Below are 16,408 nucleotides of genomic sequence, written 5' to 3'. Positions count from 1 at the left end.
CCCTCAGATGTCGAGTACAAGGCGCGGTGATTTGGCGCGGCTGACGCAGATTTGCATGACATTGCCTGCGGCGCGTTCGGCCTCAGACAGCACCACGTCGCGGTGATCGGGCGTGCCGCTGATCACGTCGCATTGGCAGATGCCACAGTCGCCGCGCTGGCAGTCGTACATGACATCGACGCCCCCCGCCTCCAGCACGTCGATGATGGATTGGCCGGGCGGGATGGTGAAAACCTCCCCGCTTGAGGCGACTTCGACCTCGAAGGCGCTGTCGCCCTGCTGCTCTTGGGGTGCGTCGAAGAGTTCGAAGTGGATGTGGTCAGGCGCGATACCAGCGGCTTCGGCCTTCGCCTTGACCGCGTCGATCAGCCCCTTGGGGCCACAGACATAGGAATGCGTGTCGCCCCCCGCAGAGGCAATCACCGCATCAAGGTTCAGCGCGCTGTCGTCATCGTCACAATGCAGATGCAAGGCATCGCCAAAGGTCGCGCGCAGGGTATCGCGATAGGCCATCAGGGATGCGCTGCGGCCTGAGTAGTGAAATGCAAACGCCTGACCAGCGGCCTTGAGCGTCGCCGCCATTGAGATCATCGGCGTGATGCCAATCCCCCCCGCCAGCAGCACCGCAGGCGCGTCTTGGGTCAGGGGGAAGTTGTTCTTCGGCGCGGCGCAGGTGATTTCTGCCCCCGGTTTCAGCCCGTGCATATGGGTTGAGCCGCCCTTGCCCTCAGGTTCGCGTTGGACGGCGATGCGGTAGCTCTCGGGGGCCTCGGGAATCGGATCGAAGGAGATCAGAGAATAGGCGCGGGTGTCGCCGTCGGGCAGATCGAAAAGCACATGGGCGCCCGCCTCCCACCGCGGCAGCGCGCTGCCATCTGCGGCTGCGATCTGGAACTCACTGATGCGATCGGTCGGCGCTGTGACCTCCCGCACAATAGCGTTGATCTTCGTCATGTGATGTCCTCCCGTGGTAAACAATATGATTTTTCATATAGTTTCGGTCAAGGGTTTTCTTGCCAAGCGCGAATTTGACCGCCATTTAGAGGTGCCGAGGCGCAAGGAGCCCTCTTTCCATCAAAGGCTTAACAGGTGTGACGCAGCAAAAGACCGACGCAACCTCTGACAAAGACACGGGTCAGGAGGGGGGATTCGTCTCCGATTACCTGCTCTATTTGTTGGCGGCGGCCAGCGATGTGGCGAGCGCACAGTTCCACGCGCAGGTGCGCAAGGCGGGGCTGCGCGTGCCGGAATGGCGCGTGCTGGCCTGTCTGTCGGACACCGATGGCGCGATGATCACGCAACTGGCTCGGCAGGCGCTGGCCGAGCAATCACGACTCACCCGGATCATCGCCCAAATGGAGGAACGCGGCCTGCTGATCCGCCGCAGTGACCCCGCCGATGGCCGCCGGGTCCGGGTCTATCTGACCGATGCGGGCCGGGCGCTGGCCGCCGAACTGGTGCCGCAAGCGCGCCGTCATGAGGCCGCTTTGATGGAAATGCTCAAGGGCAATGAGGGCGCGCAATTGAAACCGGCGCTGAAATCCTTGCTGGCCGCCTTGGACGACACTGCGGATCAACGCGGCTGATCGCAGCCCTTGCCCTGCGCGCAAAAAATGGTTCCAATCGTGCTGTAAATGTGAATACATGAAAAAGCATATACTTGGCGACACGGGTTTGGGAGAACCCCGCCAAGGCATATCGAACGGTATGGGGAGGAGCCCAAAATGACCAAATTCACCAAGTTTCTCACGACGAGTGCGCTTGCGCTCTGCACCGCGACCGGCGCGTTTGCCGCCGAGACGCTGACCATTTCCACTTGGCTGCCACCAAGCCACCCGGTCAACACCGGCATGTTCACGCAGCTGACCGACATGATGTCCGAAGCCAGCGATGGGCTGATCGAAACCGAGCTGAAAAACGGCCTTGCCCCGCCGCCCGCGCAGATGGACCTGCTGCTGGACGGTGCCGCCGATATCGCGATCCTGTTTCATGGCTACACGCCCGGTCGTTTCGTCGGCACCAAGCTGGTGGAAATCCCCGGATACGAGGGCAATGCCGAAGCCGCATCGGTCGCCCATTGGCGCGTGCATGAGGCGATGCTGGCCGAGTTGGACGAGCACCGCGGCGTGAAAGTGATCGCGCTGACGACCCACGGTCCGGGGCAGATTCACTCCAACAAAGAAGTCGCCTCGCTGGAAGACCTCCAAGGGCTTAAAACCCGTCTCGGTGGCGGTGTTTCGGCGGATGTGGGGGCGGAGCTTGGCCTCGTCGGCATTCAGGTGCCCGCGCCCAAGGTTTACGAAACCCTCAATTCCGGTGCCGCTGACGCGGTGGCGATGAACATGGGCGAGCGGATCAGCTTTAAACTGAACGAAGTGGCCAAGAACGTCTATGAAATGCCCGGCGGGTTTTACCGTGGTTCCTTCTCGGTCATCATGAGCCAAGAGACCTTTGATGGCCTGCCGGAAGACGTTCAGCAAAAGCTCGACAGCGAAGTTTTTGGCGAGACGGCGAGCCGCATGATGGGTGCCGTCTGGGATCAGAGCGACGTGGACGCGCGTGAGGCGACCGAAGCCGCAGGCGACAACAAGATCGTCACCGCCTCTGAAGAAGATCAGGCCCGCTTTGCCGAAATGGCCGCCAAGGTGCGCGACAAGGTGATCGCCGAGTTGGACGAGGCCGGTGTCGATGGGCAGGCCGCCTATGAGATGATGCGTGAGGAAATGGCAAACGCCAGCCAGTAACCCCCACCGCCAAAGGGGCCGGTCGCAGCAGCGGTCGGCCCCCAGCCAGGGAACCGCCATGCGCTCTTTGATCCGCCTCACCACCGCCCTCTCGGCCCTGCCGATGACGATGGCCTCTGTCGCGCTTTTCGCGCTGATGGTGCTGACCTTTGCCGATGTCATCATGCGCTCGGTCTTCAACGCCCCGATCGAAGCCGCGACCGAGCTGATCCGCATCGGCATCGCCTTGATCGTTTTCTCTGCCCTGCCCGTTCTGTCTGGTCGCGAGGGGCATATCGCTGCTGACCTGCTGGACCGCCCCTTTGAAAATTGGGGGCTGCAACGCTGGCGCGACGGGTTGGTGACGCTGGGGTGCGGGGTGATGCTGTGGTTTCCAGCCGGGCGGGTGGTGGACCTAGCCTACCGCGCGCTGAGCTATGGCGACGTGACAGAATACCTTGAAATTCAGACCTTTTACATCGGCATGTTCATCGCGGTGATGACCTATCTCACCGCCGTTGTGCTGATCCTGCGCGGGCTTTTGCGCCTCTTTGCGCCGCAACTTCTGGACCCTGCCACATGATCGCATCTGCCATCGGCTTTGCCGCCGTTTTCGCCCTCGTCTTGCTGCGCTTGCCGATTGCCTTTGCCATGGGCCTCGTTGGGATGATCGGGCTGGTCTATGAAACCAGCTACCGCGCCTCAATCTCTATGGTGTCGCGGCTGATCATCGACACTAGCCAAGACTACGGGCTGTCGGTGATTCCGCTCTTCATTCTCATGGGGCTTTTCGTGAACAAAGGCGGCATCAGCCGTGAGCTTTACCAAGTCTCCAACGCCTTTTTGGGCCACTTCCGGGGCGGCTTGGCGATGGCCACCATCGTGGCTTGCGGGGGCTTTGCGGCGATCTGTGGCTCTTCCTTGGCCACGGCGGCGACCATGTCCAAAGTCGCCATGCCAGAGATGCGCAAATACGGCTATGCTGACAGTCTTTCGACCGCGTCCATTGCCGCTGGCGGCACGCTCGGCATCCTGATCCCGCCGTCGGTGATCCTTGTGATCTATGGGCTGCTGACCGAGACCTCTATCGGCGCGCTGTTTATCGCGGGCATCGTGCCCGGCGCGCTTGGCATCCTGCTCTACCTCTGCGCGGTGCGCTTTTCCGTCGCCATGAACCCTGAGGCCGGCCCCGCTGGCCCCCGCGCCACATGGGGTGAGCGGCTGCGCGCGCTGAACCACGTTTGGTCGGTGCTGGCGCTCTTCGCGCTGGTGATCGGCGGGCTCTACGGTGTGCTTGATTTCTGGCCCATCCACCTCGCCTTCTCCCCGACAGAGGCGGCGGGCATGGGGGCTGCGGGTGCGTTCCTGATCGCTTGGGCGCGTGGCGGGCTCAGCTGGCGCGGCCTGCGTGAGGTGCTGGAGGAAACGACGCTTACCTCCGCCTCGCTCTTCTCGGTGCTGATCGGCGCATGGATTTTCTCAAACTTCGTGAACCTCGCGGGCCTGCCCGAAGGGCTGCTGGCGACCGTCACGGCGCTGGACCTCGGCCCATGGGTGGTCATGGGGCTGATCCTTTTGATTTACATCGCGCTTGGTTGCATTTTCGAGAGCATGTCGATGCTGCTGCTGACGGTGCCGATCTTCTTTCCACTGGTCACCAGCCTTGGGTTTGATCCGGTGTGGTTCGGTATCATCGTCGTCGTAGTGACAGAGATCAGCCTGATTACCCCTCCCGTGGGTCTGAACGTCTTTGTGCTTAAGGGCGTGGTCGGCGATGTCTCTACCGGGACGATCTTTCGCGGGGTCACGCCCTTCTGGCTGGTCGATATCCTGCGGCTGATCCTGCTGCTGATCTTCCCCGCGCTGGTGCTTTTCCTACCGGGGCAGATGTAGGCCCCCTCCCCTTTCAACCTCATCGCGCCGCGTCTGTTTGCACTTCGACCAGCGCGGCGCGATAGTGCGGCCAAATCACCAAGGATGAGGCCAGCATGAACATCAACCTACTCAAAGACCTTTGCGAAACCCCCGGCGTGCCGGGGCGCGAGCACCGCGTGCGTGACCTGATCACCCAGCAGATTGAGGGCCTGTTCGACCATGTGGAGACCGACGCCATGGGATCCCTCCTCTGCCGCCGTGATGCGACGGCAGGCGACGGCACAGCGCCCAAGATCATGCTGTTGTGCCACATGGATGAGATCGGGTTTCTGGTCAGCCATATCTCGAAAGACGGGTTTTTGTACCTTCAACCCGTCGGCGGCTTTGATCCGCGCAACCTCTTCTCGCGCCGTGTGCTGGTCTGCACCGAACAGGGCGATCTGAAGGGCGTGATGAACCCCGGCGGTAAGCCCATTCACATCTCTTCTGCCGAAGACCGCAAGAAAATTCCCGAAGTGTCGGAGTTCTTCGTCGATCTGGGACTGGGCGAAAATGCCAAGGATATCGTGAAGGTCGGTGACTTCGTGGTGATGGATGAACCTTTCCTCGAAATGGGCGATCAATTTGTGTCTAAGGCGCTCGACAACCGCGTCGCCTGCTGGCTGGGGATCGAAGCGATCCGCAAGCTGGCCGACAAGGGGCGCGGGGCGGAAATTCACGTGGCCTTCACTTGTCAGGAGGAAGTCGGCTTGCGCGGCGCGCGCACCGCGGCCTATAAGGTTCAGCCCGACATCGGTCTTGGCATCGACACGACGCTGGCCTGCGACACGCCCGGCGTGCCCGAGCATCTGTCCACCACACGCCTCGGCAAGGGCTTTGGCCTGCACGTGCGTGACAGCAGCTTCATCGCCGATGTGGATTTGGTGCGCGACATCGAAAAGCTGGCCGAGGCCCGCAAAATCCCCTTCCAGCGCACCATGCTCGCCGCCGGCGGCCAAGACGGCGCAGCGGCGCAGCAGGCCGCCGCTGGCGCGCGGGCCGTGGGGATCGTGGTCGGCACCCGCTACATCCACACGGTGACGGAGATGGTCTCCAAGAGTGACCTACAGGCGGCGCTGGATATCCTCGTGGCCTATCTGGAAGGCTTCGACGGCAAGGCCGCCTAGAGCCCCCTGCCCCCCCCTAAACGCGCCGCGCGCGTTCAGGGGGGGCCTGCATCATCGGTCGCTTGCGGCAGCCAGACGGTAAAGGCCGCGCCTCCCTCGTCCCGGTTGCGCACCGTGATGATCCCCCCGGCGCGCTGGATCAGCGTCTGAGAGATCGACAGGCCCAGCCCCGTCCCCTCTCCGGGTTTCGTGGTAAAGAAGGGATCGAACAGCGAGCCGAGCAATGCCTCTGGCACCCCCGGCCCACTGTCATGAACAGAAAGCGCGACACCGGGCAAAGCGTCGCGCTCCTCAGACCTTAGATACAGATCCAACCGCCCTGCCCCCCGCATCGCCTGCACGGCATTGACCACAAGGTTCACCACGACTTGCTGAATCTCGCCGAGTCCGCGCGCACGGGCGGGACCTCTTCAAAATCGCAATCCACCTCAATCCCGCCCCGGCTGATCAGATGATCAACGAGCACGAGGCAATCCTGCACCAAGGGCCGCAGCGCGATATTATGTTCACAGTCGGAAAACTCAGACGGCGCGGCGAACTTCAGCAATTTGCCGACGATCACCTCGATCCGCGACAGTTGTCTGTCGATCAGCCCCAGTTCCGTGGCCACGGGCGCGGCATCCTCGCCTAGGGTCTCACGGATGACATCGACATTGCCCATGATGACCGCGACCGGGTTGTCGATCTCATGGGCGACCCCGGCGGTGATTTCCCCGATGGAGGCGAGCTTTTCGCTCATCACCAACTGGCGGAAGGTCTGCTCCAACTTCTCATTCGCCTCGCGCAATTCACCGGTACGCTGATCCACGCGCTGGTTCAGCTCATCATTCCAACTGCGCAACTGCCGGTCGCGTTCTTGAACCTGCTCCAGCAACCAATCGAGGTGATGCGCCACGGCGCCGATCTCATCCCGCGCGGGCACTGGCCCGATCCGCGCCGAAAGCTCTCCCTTGCCGACGCGATGCATGACCTTTGTCATCCGTTCAAGCGGCGAGAAGATTCCCCGCGCCAGCCACAGGAACACCGGCGCCGAGAGGGCCAGCACGGCAAAGAAGGCCGCCAGCATCCACCAGAAAGCTTCGCGCTTCGCCTGCGCAAAGGGCGCCTCAAGAAAGCCGACATAGAGCATCCCTACCCGCTCCCCGAAACTGTCGGTGATGGGCTGGTAGCCTGAGATATACCAATCGTTCACCACAAACGCCCGGTCGAGCCAAGTGCGCCCTTCGATCAATACGGCCTCCCGCACTTCGGCCGAGACGCGCGTGCCAAGGGCGCGCACATCCTCGAACAGGCGCACATTGGTCGAGATCCGCAGATCGTCGAGGAACAGCGTCGCAGTCCCCTGCCGGTCGCCGCCGGTCACCGCGTTCAAATAGACCAGGTCGTTGATCGTATCGATGAAGTCGAGGTTTCGGTTCAAAAGCATTCCGCCAACCAAAACGCCCTGCCTGCCGTTCAACGCCACCGGGCTTGCCGCATGGACCACCATCCCGCGGTCTTCGACTTTTCGGTTGGTGGGCACGGCGGCGGGCGTGTCGATCACCGGCACCCGCGTGCGTACCGCAAGCGCGTCGTTCAAAGTTGTCAGCCGTGCATTGCTAAATACGTCGATCTCCGCCCCGCGTGCTCCCCGCGCCGCGCGGGCGATCACCGGCCAATCCTCGCCTTCATCGACCGCTCTTTCGAGGGGGAGGAACCGCAGAAAATCCAAGCCCAGCCGATCTTGTATCTCGGCAAAGGAGGCCACCCGATCTGCGGTCGGCATCTCAAGCAAGCGGGCAAATTCGACCGAGCCTGCGACGGCATCCAGTTCATTGCCGGTCTGCGCCAACAACCGCGCGAGATACTGGTTGGCGATCCTCAACTCGCTCTCGACATTCGCGATGAGCACTTCGTCATAGTCCGCCGTCCAACGCGACATGCCCAAGACCAGCAGCAGCGGCATCAACACGATAAGCGGTGTTAGCGCGAGGATCAGCAGGCGTAGGCGAACGGAGGTCATGGGCTTTCCCGGAAAACTGAGGCCAATTTAGCCGCTGCGCCTTCAAGGGTGAAGTGTGGGGGCGTATTTTGCCCGACAAACCCCACCAATTCAGTATTTTGGCCCCGATTGCCAGGCATACATATGCCTAACCCACTGTAAAACCGTAGTTTTTCAAATTGTCAGCTGACAATTGCGCTGATTTACCAGTGCTGCCACCATGGGATTAAGGGAAAAAGCGCCATTACGGGCCATTTGGGTCAAACGGCGAAGATATGCGCCCGGGCTTCGGATGGTCGCGGCTTTCTCTAACAGACAAAGGACTGTCACCGCTGCGCTCTCCGCACCCATGTCCCGTTTTGCCTCATTTAAGACCGGCAGGTCAATCCCCAGCATTGGGGCAATCTGATCTCCGATCCGTACAATGTCACTCCAATTGCGCATCGCTTCTGGGAAGAAGCTTTGAACTTCTTTGCAAGCAGCGACCACCTCAGCAAAAGTGACCCCTTTCTTTGGCTCGTTGTCTTCACTGTCAATGTTGTCAGCCGAGTGAGGGAGGGCGTCTTTCGGACCGCTCTGCTGTTCAGAGTCAAAATAGGATTTAATTGAATCCTGTATGTGCCGCTCATTTTCGCCGTCGCTGGCGCTCATTTGTTCTGTAGATGGGGCAGGGGAAACCGGTTCTGCTTCGGCTTCATCAACAATGGTGGCCGTGCTCTCAAGCGCCTCACGTAATGCACTCTCAAGAAGGGTCAATGCCGCTTCATCCGGCTTGCGCCGAAGGACACGCCCCGCCTCATTTGCCACCCCCTCAGCGCCACCCTGACGGATCAGCGCGTGCCTCAGAACAAGCACCCGGTCCCTCAGCGCTTGCAGGCGCTCACTGTGCGCTTCGGCTGCCTGAGCGGCTGTCTCTATCATATCTGACTGAACGACAAGGGGGGAGAGGTCAAAGCCAAAGGCCAGCGCAATCGCGCCGCCCCGGTTTCGTGCAAAGCGTTTGCGATTGGGGCTATCGTGCCGGGCAATAAGCCCGACACGGACAAGCTGTGCAAGATGCCGCCGAAGCGTGCTTTCAGGCATCCCGTGCAACCGCTCCGACAGCCGGGCGTTCGAGGCAAATACGATCCCTGCCGCGCCGTCTGGAATATGACGGCGCGGCAGAAAGCTGAGCAACGCCTTCAATACGGTGAGGGTGCGGTGCGACAATTCAAAACAGTCAGCCGCAGTTGTCAGCCGGTCGAGCAAAGCCCATTTGTCCGGCCCCTCGCATGACACTTGGGTAGCCGATTTCGGCCGCCCGAACCCAGTTCGGAACGTGTTTTCCATTTAAAATCACGAAAGACAACAAAATACCGGCCCTATCCCATCGGGTAGAGTTGACATCGATAAATCTTTGGGGCTATCTCGAAGGTGCAAAGTTTGAGAAGGGCCTTCCGGGATTTATCCTGGGGGGCTTTTTTTTTGTGGTCTTGGATGTGCCTCCTGTTGCTACTTCCTCAATTTCTCACGCGCGGGTCTTTTGCCAGCGGTCGTGAATCTCTTGCAAAAGCTCTTCTGCATGCGCATCGAGCCATGTATCAAATCCCTCGGCTGCACGGGCAGGGACGGTCACCGTCACCCCACGCTTGCCGCTGCGAATGTCCGCCAAAGCCTTGCCATTACGGCTCCGCAGGGTGCGGGGCTTGGCCGATGGGGCAGGGGAGGTGGCAGCTTTCTCGGGCTGAGCTGAGGCTTCGGCAAAGATCGCCTCGAACCGTTCATCTGAATTGAACCCTTCCCAGTCGGCCCGCGACATCCGTTTGTCCGCCCGCGCTTTTGTTGCGGATTGCTCAAAGAATTTGACCAAAGCCATCCAGCGGTCCCGGCCGATGGACGGGGCAGAACCGATCTGGCGCAAAAAAGGTAGCTCGAACGCATGACCAACTTTGAGCATGCGACTGACCATCGGCAGATCGATCGACAGCGCGTCTGCGATTGTCTGCCGATCATGCCCGCCCACGTCTAACTGAGCAGCAAAGCTCGCTTTTTCGATAAACGACAGGTCCTGTCGCGCGGTATTCTCCTGCCCCTGCGCCATCACCAGAGCATGGTCGTCCAACTGGCGAACCATCGCCTTGACGGGCATCGCAAGCGCTTTCAGTGCCTGAAGCCGCCGCCGCCCGTAGACAATCTCAAACCGTCCGGGGGTTTTGGGGTGGGGCCGAACGAGCACAGGAACCTGCTGCCCGTAAGTCTTGAGGCTGTCATGCAGCTGCTTCTGAGCCTGCGTATCAGTGCCTAAACGGTCTTCGACACCTGCCATGTCGATCAGATTACCGTCCATTTCCTGAACCGCGTTTTCTTGCATCCGGTTCAACGAAGACTGAAGCGCCCCCACCGCGCCGCGCGGCATTAAACTGGCCTTACCCCGGCTCTTATTAGGCTCTATCGAGGGGGATTTAGGCTTCTCCGGCTTCTCAACATTCGCCGGTGCAGAAGATAAAATGCCTTTACGTGCCATTACCGCCCCCATGCTTTCTGGATCATGCTTTCGATCTCATCATTCACAAGATTGAGTGAATCCACCGCCCGGTCATAGGTCGACCGGTGAAACTGAGAGCGGTCGACCTCATAAATCGTCTGATGCGTTAGCCCAGCATCCGAAATCGCGGTGGATTTCAGCATTGGTGCGACCATGACTTCCTCGTCAAAGAGCTGGCGCAGGAAGGATAGAACCTGCTGTTGCGGCCCATCATTCGGCTCGTACCGATTTATCAGGAAACGCAGGAAATCAAATTCCATGCTTGCTCCTGCATTAGAGACCACATCAAGCAGGTCCGCGCTCATCTGCAGGAACTGCGACATCGATGCGACGTCGAGCATGTTTGGGACCACTGTGATTAACACGCCCGTCGAGGCGCAAAGCGCCGACATCGTGAGGTACCCCAGTTGCGGCGGGCAATCGAAGATAACCACGTCGTAATCTTGCTCTACGTCCTGCAGAGAGGTCGCCAACCGGGCGAAAAATGCTGGCTGGGTGTTGTTCAGCAGAGCTTGCGGGGTTTCATGCTCAAACTCCTGAAGCATCAACCCGCCGGGAGCAAGATCAATGCCAGTAAAGAATGTTTTCTGAATGACATCGGCCAAAGGGACCGGATCGTCATATTGGATGGCATCGTAGATGGTCCCCGAGTTCAGGAAATCATACTCTGGCCGATAGCCAAAAAGCGTTGTTAGAGACGCTTGCGGGTCAATATCGACGCAGAGCACACGGTAGCCCTTCAAGGCCAGTCGTTGCGCCGCATGGATTGCGCTCGTCGTCTTTCCGCTGCCGCCTTTGAAGTTCAAAAAGGACAATACTTGCAGTTTGTCCCCGTCACGACGGCCACGCTGGTAGGCACCGCGCGATTTGGCCGTTGATTCAAGCGTGCGCCGGATCGAGAGCAGATCTTCAGCACTGTAATGCCGCCGCCCGCCCGGGCTTGTCTGAACGTCAACGACCTTATTGTCGAAATGGAGTTTGCGAAGGAAGCTGGTAGAAATTCCAAGCAATTCAGCCGCTTCTCCGGCTGAAAAGCGGCGTAGCTCCTTGCGCGCGTCGGGCGCAAAGACCTTCAACATGTGACTTTCCAACGCCTCGGAAAGCGTTTCCGCATTACGGCGGATCCGTGTATTGATGTGTACAGTGTCCGTCACATCTGCCCTCGCTCTCAGTAACGCTATTATTCGGTAGCGCTTTTGTTTCCGTTACTTAATGCCATTAAAGCGATGCGTGCAATAGATTCTTGCGCGAGGAGAGGGAAAGACGGCATCGATAGTCGAAGCTACGATCAAAGATAGTCCGGGCTTTTACGTCTAAGGGTCTGTAATTATTTGTTAAAACTATCCTTGGAAATGAGAATGAGCTCATCATGAGCTGGATGGCCAGCATTTCGCGGTTTTGCCGTAGTTAGAGCCACATACCCGATTTGCGAGAATCATGGGATGGGTCATCCTGACCTTGCGCGGCCGAGATCACGGTGAGTTTCAAGCCAGTCTGTCTCTTCCGGCAATTTCGGTCCCGGTGGCTCTGGCGTCGGCAGGTCAGTCCTGACACTGTGCGGGAAAAGGGGGCTTTGGGCCCCAAGTCGGGGGAGGCCACTGCGGGATGGTCGATATTTGGAGCGGACTGACGCAGGCCTTTTGGCTTGTCTTCACGCTTGATCCCGAGTTGGTTGAGATCGCCGGTCGGTCATTGCAGGTGACCGTCTCCGCCTTGGTCGTTGCCTGCCTGATTGCCCTCCCCCTCGCGGCATTGGTCGCCGTAAAACGGTTTCGCGCACGGCGCTTGGTGATCGCGGTTTTAAATGCGCTCATGGGGCTGCCGCCGGTCGTGGTGGGGCTCATCGTTTATGTGGTCCTTTCCCGCTCCGGGCCCCTTGGCGTGTTGGGGCTGCTTTTTACCCCCACGGCGATGATCATAGCGCAGGTGATCATTATCGTGCCGCTCATTGCCTCAATCGCGCATCAGTCGATCCGCGAACTTTGGCAGGAATATCATGATCTGTTGATTTCGATGAATGTCACGCAGGGCCAAAAGATACGGACCCTGCTTTGGGATTCCCGCCGTGCGCTCCTCACTGCCGCGCTCGCAGGTTTTGGCCGCGCGATTGGAGAGGTGGGGGCGATCATGATCGTCGGGGGCAATATCGACCACGCGACGCGGGTGCTGACCACCGCGATCGCGCTTGAGACCGGAAAGGGTGAGTTTGCCTTGGCGCTCGCCCTCGGTTTCGTACTGATCGGGCTGGCCGTGGCGGTGAATCTCGCGATCCATTGGCTGGGCCGCACCGAACGGGAGGGCCGGTGGTGATGCAGCTTTTCCCGATGCAGGCCAGCGCGATCGAAAGCCGCAGACGCGGGCAACGGCTGGTGGGACCGATTGATCTGACGCTAGACGGGCAGGGCGCCACGGTCGTTATCGGCCCGAACGGCGCGGGCAAAACCACGCTGTTGCAATTGCTGCATGGCACCGCGCGGCTCTCTGCGGGGCGGATCGATTGGGCCTGCACGACCGAAGAGGCGCGGCATCATCAGGCGTTCGTTTTCCAGCGGCCCGTCATGCTCCGGCGCACGGTTTTGGAGAACCTTGTCTATCCGTTGCGCCTGCGTGGTGTCGCAAAGGCAGAGGCCCGTCAGGCGGCGGAGGAATGGGCCGCGCGCGTCGGGTTAGAGCCGCTTTTGGGGCGCGCAGCCCCTGTGCTATCGGGCGGCGAACAGCAGAAACTCGCCCTCGCCCGCGCCCTGATCTGCAAGCCCAAGCTGCTGTTTCTTGATGAGCCCTGTGCCGCATTGGATGGCCGTGCGACCCGCGAGATCGAGGCGATTTTGCAATCGGCGAAATCTGCGGGCACGCGGCTGATCCTTTCGACACATGACCACGGTCAAGCCCGCCGTTTGGCCGACGATGTCTTGTTCCTTCTGGGGGGCCGTCTGCATGAGGCCGGTCCCGCGACTATGTTTTTCAACCGACCTGAGACCCCAGAGGCCCAGGCATTTTTAAGAGGAGATATCGTAGAATGAAACATTGGATTGTAGGCGCAATTTCCGCGCTGGCGATGAGCGGTGCGGCGCAGGCCGCGGACGTGATGAAAATGGCGGTGACGACATCGTTCAATAACTCCGGTCTCGCGGATGTTCTCTTGCCTCAGATCGCAGCGGATCTTGATCTCGATGTGCAATTGTTGGTCGTCGGGACCGGACAGGCGATCAAGCTAGGCGAATCCGGGGACGTGGACGCGATCCTGGTCCATTCGCGCAAAGCCGAGGAGGCTTTCGTCGACGCGGGGTTCGGCAGCCACCGAACGGAAATCATGTACAACGATTTCGTCTTCATCGGTCCAAAAAGCGATCCGGCGGGCATCGCATCCTCGGGTGCGGCCACCGAAGCATTGAGCGCAATCGCCGGCAAAGAGTTCTGATTTCGTGAGCCGAGGGGACGACAGCGGCACCCATAAGAAAGAACTGTCGCTTTGGGCTGAAGCGGGGGTCGATCCGGCAGAGTTCGGCGATTGGTATAGCGCCGTCGGGGCAGGCATGGGGGCGGCGCTCAACACCGCCTCGGGGATGCCTGCCTATGTGATGTCGGACCGGGCAAGCTGGCTGAACTTCGGCAATAAGGGGGATCTGGCGTTGCTCTATGCGGGCGATCCGGTTCTGTTTAACCAATATGCCTATCTGCCGGTGAACCCCGAGCGTCACGGCCATGTCAAAAATGATCTGGCTCTGAAGCTCGAAGACTGGCTGACATCGGACCGGGCGAAAGCGCTGATCAACGACTATAAGATCAATGGTGAGACACTATTCGTGTTCAACGCGGAAGGTGCCGAATAACCTGAGTTAGAGACCATCCGCGCCCAAACCGGCGCGGATGGTTCACTCGGGCAGGTCGCCGTGGATCGCGAATTGCTCTAGTCCTGCATCCTGCGGCTGGATCATGCGAAAGCTTTCACGGACGCCCGCGTCGGTCAACTCGCGCGCCACGGTGAGCAGACAGTTGGGCGCGTGATCGGCGCAGAGGTCGATCATCTGCGCCAACTCCTCTTTCGCCACGGGACGCGCGGCATCGACCGAAGGTGCACCGTAGTAGGTGACGAAATGCTGCGCCAGGAGCGCGGCGAGGGTCTCTACCTCGGCTTCTTCAATCTGGGTCACGGCGACAAAGGTCACGCGGCCGAAGGTTTCGAGCCCGAGCCAGCCGTTGGCGAAGGCTTGGCGGGCTTTGCCAGTCAGGTCGCCCTCGGTCCAATCGGAAAACTCGAATCCGCCAGAGATGCACCATTCCCCGGTGCGGGCGGGTGAGGCGAAGACGTTGCGGTCGCTCTCATCGAAATGGATCGCGCGGGCAAGTTTGAGGGTCATGGTGCGGGCTCCAATAAGGTGGTGAGCGGGATCAGGCGGGTCGTCTGTCCCGCGCGCAGTAACATGCCGAAGTCCTCGTCGACACCGATGAATGTACCGCTTGCGCCCTGCGCGGTCACCTCTTCGTCGATCCCGTAGGCCAAGCCGCGCCATTCGCCATGCAGGCTGGCAGGGCCGAGGTCTTCCCAGCGGTTGATCCAATGCAGCGTGTGCCGCGCCCAGGATTCGACAAGGGCAGGGGGCTGCACCTCTGCGCAGCCTTCGGCATAGAGCGCGGTTTGATCCGGGTTTAGACCCGTTTGCGCCATGTCAGGGTCGTTCGCAGGGTAGAGCGGCAGGGTGAAACCGACGACGAGCCAATCGGGCACCGCCGCCGGATCGGTTGTCGAGGCCATCATCCGCAGCGCGCCGCAGGCCGCACCGTTCACGCGGATGCCACCGTTCCATTCCAGTTGCACCGCGACTTCGGGCGGCGAGAGCGCGCCGAGGGCGTTTTGAAAGCCCACCCCGCAGAGCGGCAGCATCGCCACCGCGCGGGCCAGCGGCACCTCGGGGGCAAAGACCAAGGCCGCCTGCATCTCGGCCCCGTCAAGCCGGTAGGTGATGAGACCCGCATCGCAGCCCTCGGCCGCGCGGGCGCAGGCGGCGGCAAGCGCATCGCCCGCGACCGCCTCGCCCGACATCAGCGGGGGGAAGGACAGCGGTTCGCTCATGCGGCGCCAGCGTCCACGAGTTGCTTGGCGATGGCGTGAAAGGCCGCGGCCTGTTTGCTGTCCGGCTGGCTGACGGTGATCGGCGCACCGCCGTCCGAGGCGAGACGGATCTGAAGATCAAGCGGCACTTCGGCGAGCAGGGGCACGCCCCATTTCTCGGCCTCGGAGGCGACACCGCCGTGGCCAAAGACATGCTCTTCGTGGCCGCAATTGGTGCAGATATGCGTCGACATGTTTTCGATCATGCCGAGGATCGGCACCTTCAGCTGGTTGAACATATCGATGCCCTTGCGCGCGTCGATCAGAGCCACATCCTGCGGTGTAGAGACGATAACCGCCCCATCCACATGGGCCTTTTGCGCCAGCGTCATCTGCACGTCGCCGGTGCCGGGCGGCAGGTCCACGATCAGCACGTCAAGCGCGCCCCATTGCACCTGCGTCATCATCTGCTGCAGCGCGCCCATCAGCATCGGCCCGCGCCAGACCACGGCTTGGTCTTCGTTGGTCATCAGGCCAATCGACATCATGGTAACGCCGTGGTTGCGCATCGGCAGGATGGTCTTGCCATCGGGCGAGGCGGGGCGGCCAGAGACGCCGAGCATGCGCGGCTGGCTGGGGCCGTAGACATCGGCATCCAGCAGCCCGACCCGGCGGCCTTGGGCGGCCAGCGCACAGGCGAGGTTCGCGGAAACGGTGGATTTGCCGACGCCGCCCTTCCCCGAGGCGACGGCGATGATCCGGTCAACGCCGGGGATCCTCTGCGGGCCGGTTGGCTCCGCTTTGCGCTGAGGCTTGAGGTCAGGCGGCGGGGCTTTCTCGCTGTGGCCAGTCAGCACGATGGAGACTTTCGAGACCCCCTCGACCTGCGCCAGCGCCGCTTCGGCCAGCGCCTTGGCCTCCTCATAGGCTTTGGCTTGGGCGGGCGGGATTTCCATCACGAAACGCACCGCGCCCGCGTCATCCACATTCAGCGCGCGCATCACGCCGCTGGCCACGATGTCTGTCCCCGTGGCCGGATCGGTCACGGTCTTCAAGGCGGTCAAGACCGCTTCCCTGCTGGCTGTCACG

At 60.9% G+C, this 16,408-nt stretch carries 14 protein-coding genes and 2 pseudogenes; 8 read left to right on the top strand and 8 right to left on the bottom strand.

Going from position 1 to position 16,408, the window contains the following annotated elements; all coding sequences use genetic code 11:
* Positions 1 to 3 precede the first annotated feature (3 nt).
* On the bottom strand, positions 4 to 954 hold the full coding sequence (locus R1T45_RS03230) for a PDR/VanB family oxidoreductase (protein ID WP_317389120.1): 951 nt from the start codon (positions 952 to 954) through the stop codon (positions 4 to 6).
* 137 nt (positions 955 to 1,091) lie between these two features.
* Here R1T45_RS03230 and R1T45_RS03225 point away from each other — a divergent pair, with 137 nt between their 5' ends.
* From R1T45_RS03225 to R1T45_RS03205, 5 genes are all read left to right on the top strand, one after another.
* Complete coding sequence (locus R1T45_RS03225; RefSeq protein WP_067628730.1) at positions 1,092 to 1,586, top strand: MarR family winged helix-turn-helix transcriptional regulator; 495 nt, start codon at positions 1,092 to 1,094, stop codon at positions 1,584 to 1,586.
* A gap of 138 nt (positions 1,587 to 1,724) precedes the next feature.
* On the top strand, positions 1,725 to 2,744 hold the full coding sequence (locus tag R1T45_RS03220; protein WP_317389119.1) for a TRAP transporter substrate-binding protein: 1,020 nt from the start codon (positions 1,725 to 1,727) through the stop codon (positions 2,742 to 2,744).
* A gap of 58 nt (positions 2,745 to 2,802) precedes the next feature.
* A complete protein-coding gene (locus R1T45_RS03215; RefSeq protein ID WP_317389118.1) occupies positions 2,803 to 3,306 on the top strand; it encodes a TRAP transporter small permease in 504 nt (167 codons plus the stop codon).
* Complete coding sequence (locus R1T45_RS03210; protein ID WP_317389117.1) at positions 3,303 to 4,616, top strand: TRAP transporter large permease; 1,314 nt, start codon at positions 3,303 to 3,305, stop codon at positions 4,614 to 4,616. Before R1T45_RS03215 ends, R1T45_RS03210 begins: the two co-directional genes overlap by 4 nt.
* Positions 4,617 to 4,711: 95 nt before the next feature.
* Positions 4,712 to 5,764, top strand: coding sequence for a M42 family metallopeptidase (locus R1T45_RS03205; protein ID WP_317389116.1), 1,053 nt, complete (start codon positions 4,712 to 4,714; stop codon positions 5,762 to 5,764).
* Between the two features lie 35 nt (positions 5,765 to 5,799).
* Here R1T45_RS03205 and R1T45_RS03200 read toward each other — a convergent pair.
* The 4 genes and pseudogenes from R1T45_RS03200 to repA all read right to left on the bottom strand — a co-directional run bounded on the left by R1T45_RS03200 (position 5,800) and on the right by repA (position 11,423).
* Positions 5,800 to 7,766, bottom strand: a pseudogene (locus tag R1T45_RS03200) (cache domain-containing protein).
* Between the two features lie 153 nt (positions 7,767 to 7,919).
* Positions 7,920 to 9,074, bottom strand: a complete 1,155-nt coding sequence (repC, locus tag R1T45_RS03195; protein ID WP_317389115.1) for a plasmid replication protein RepC — start codon at positions 9,072 to 9,074, stop codon at positions 7,920 to 7,922.
* Between the two features lie 178 nt (positions 9,075 to 9,252).
* Complete coding sequence (repB, locus tag R1T45_RS03190; protein ID WP_317389114.1) at positions 9,253 to 10,248, bottom strand: plasmid partitioning protein RepB; 996 nt, start codon at positions 10,246 to 10,248, stop codon at positions 9,253 to 9,255.
* Complete coding sequence (gene repA / locus R1T45_RS03185; RefSeq protein ID WP_120352309.1) at positions 10,248 to 11,423, bottom strand: plasmid partitioning protein RepA; 1,176 nt, start codon at positions 11,421 to 11,423, stop codon at positions 10,248 to 10,250. The genes repB and repA overlap by 1 nt, the downstream gene beginning before the upstream one ends.
* A gap of 451 nt (positions 11,424 to 11,874) precedes the next feature.
* Here repA and R1T45_RS03180 point away from each other — a divergent pair, with 451 nt between their 5' ends.
* The 3 genes and pseudogenes from R1T45_RS03180 to R1T45_RS03170 all read left to right on the top strand — a co-directional run bounded on the left by R1T45_RS03180 (position 11,875) and on the right by R1T45_RS03170 (position 14,099).
* Positions 11,875 to 12,579 (top strand): ABC transporter permease, encoded by a 705-nt coding sequence (locus R1T45_RS03180; RefSeq protein ID WP_067628713.1) that lies wholly within the window; start codon positions 11,875 to 11,877, stop codon positions 12,577 to 12,579.
* A complete protein-coding gene (locus tag R1T45_RS03175; protein WP_317389198.1) occupies positions 12,579 to 13,289 on the top strand; it encodes an ATP-binding cassette domain-containing protein in 711 nt (236 codons plus the stop codon). Before R1T45_RS03180 ends, R1T45_RS03175 begins: the two co-directional genes overlap by 1 nt.
* Positions 13,286 to 14,099: pseudogene (locus tag R1T45_RS03170) on the top strand (substrate-binding domain-containing protein). The gene R1T45_RS03175 and the pseudogene R1T45_RS03170 overlap by 4 nt, the downstream one beginning before the upstream one ends.
* A gap of 42 nt (positions 14,100 to 14,141) precedes the next feature.
* Here R1T45_RS03170 and R1T45_RS03165 read toward each other — a convergent pair.
* The 3 genes from R1T45_RS03165 to R1T45_RS03155 are packed head-to-tail and all read right to left on the bottom strand — an operon-like array spanning position 14,142 to position 16,407.
* On the bottom strand, positions 14,142 to 14,627 hold the full coding sequence (locus R1T45_RS03165) for a DUF6505 family protein (RefSeq protein WP_067628709.1): 486 nt from the start codon (positions 14,625 to 14,627) through the stop codon (positions 14,142 to 14,144).
* Positions 14,624 to 15,340, bottom strand: coding sequence for a biotin/lipoate--protein ligase family protein (locus R1T45_RS03160; protein ID WP_317389113.1), 717 nt, complete (start codon positions 15,338 to 15,340; stop codon positions 14,624 to 14,626). Before R1T45_RS03160 ends, R1T45_RS03165 begins: the two co-directional genes overlap by 4 nt.
* Complete coding sequence (locus R1T45_RS03155) at positions 15,337 to 16,407, bottom strand: Mrp/NBP35 family ATP-binding protein (RefSeq protein ID WP_317389112.1); 1,071 nt, start codon at positions 16,405 to 16,407, stop codon at positions 15,337 to 15,339. Before R1T45_RS03155 ends, R1T45_RS03160 begins: the two co-directional genes overlap by 4 nt.
* Between the last annotated feature and the right edge of the window lies 1 nt (position 16,408).

It is taken from the genome of Sulfitobacter sp. LC.270.F.C4 (assembly GCF_032922545.1).
Classification (GTDB): domain Bacteria; phylum Pseudomonadota; class Alphaproteobacteria; order Rhodobacterales; family Rhodobacteraceae; genus Sulfitobacter; species Sulfitobacter profundi.
The sequence above is the reverse complement of the archived record's forward strand: the minus strand, read 5'-3'. Positions and strand labels throughout refer to the sequence as shown.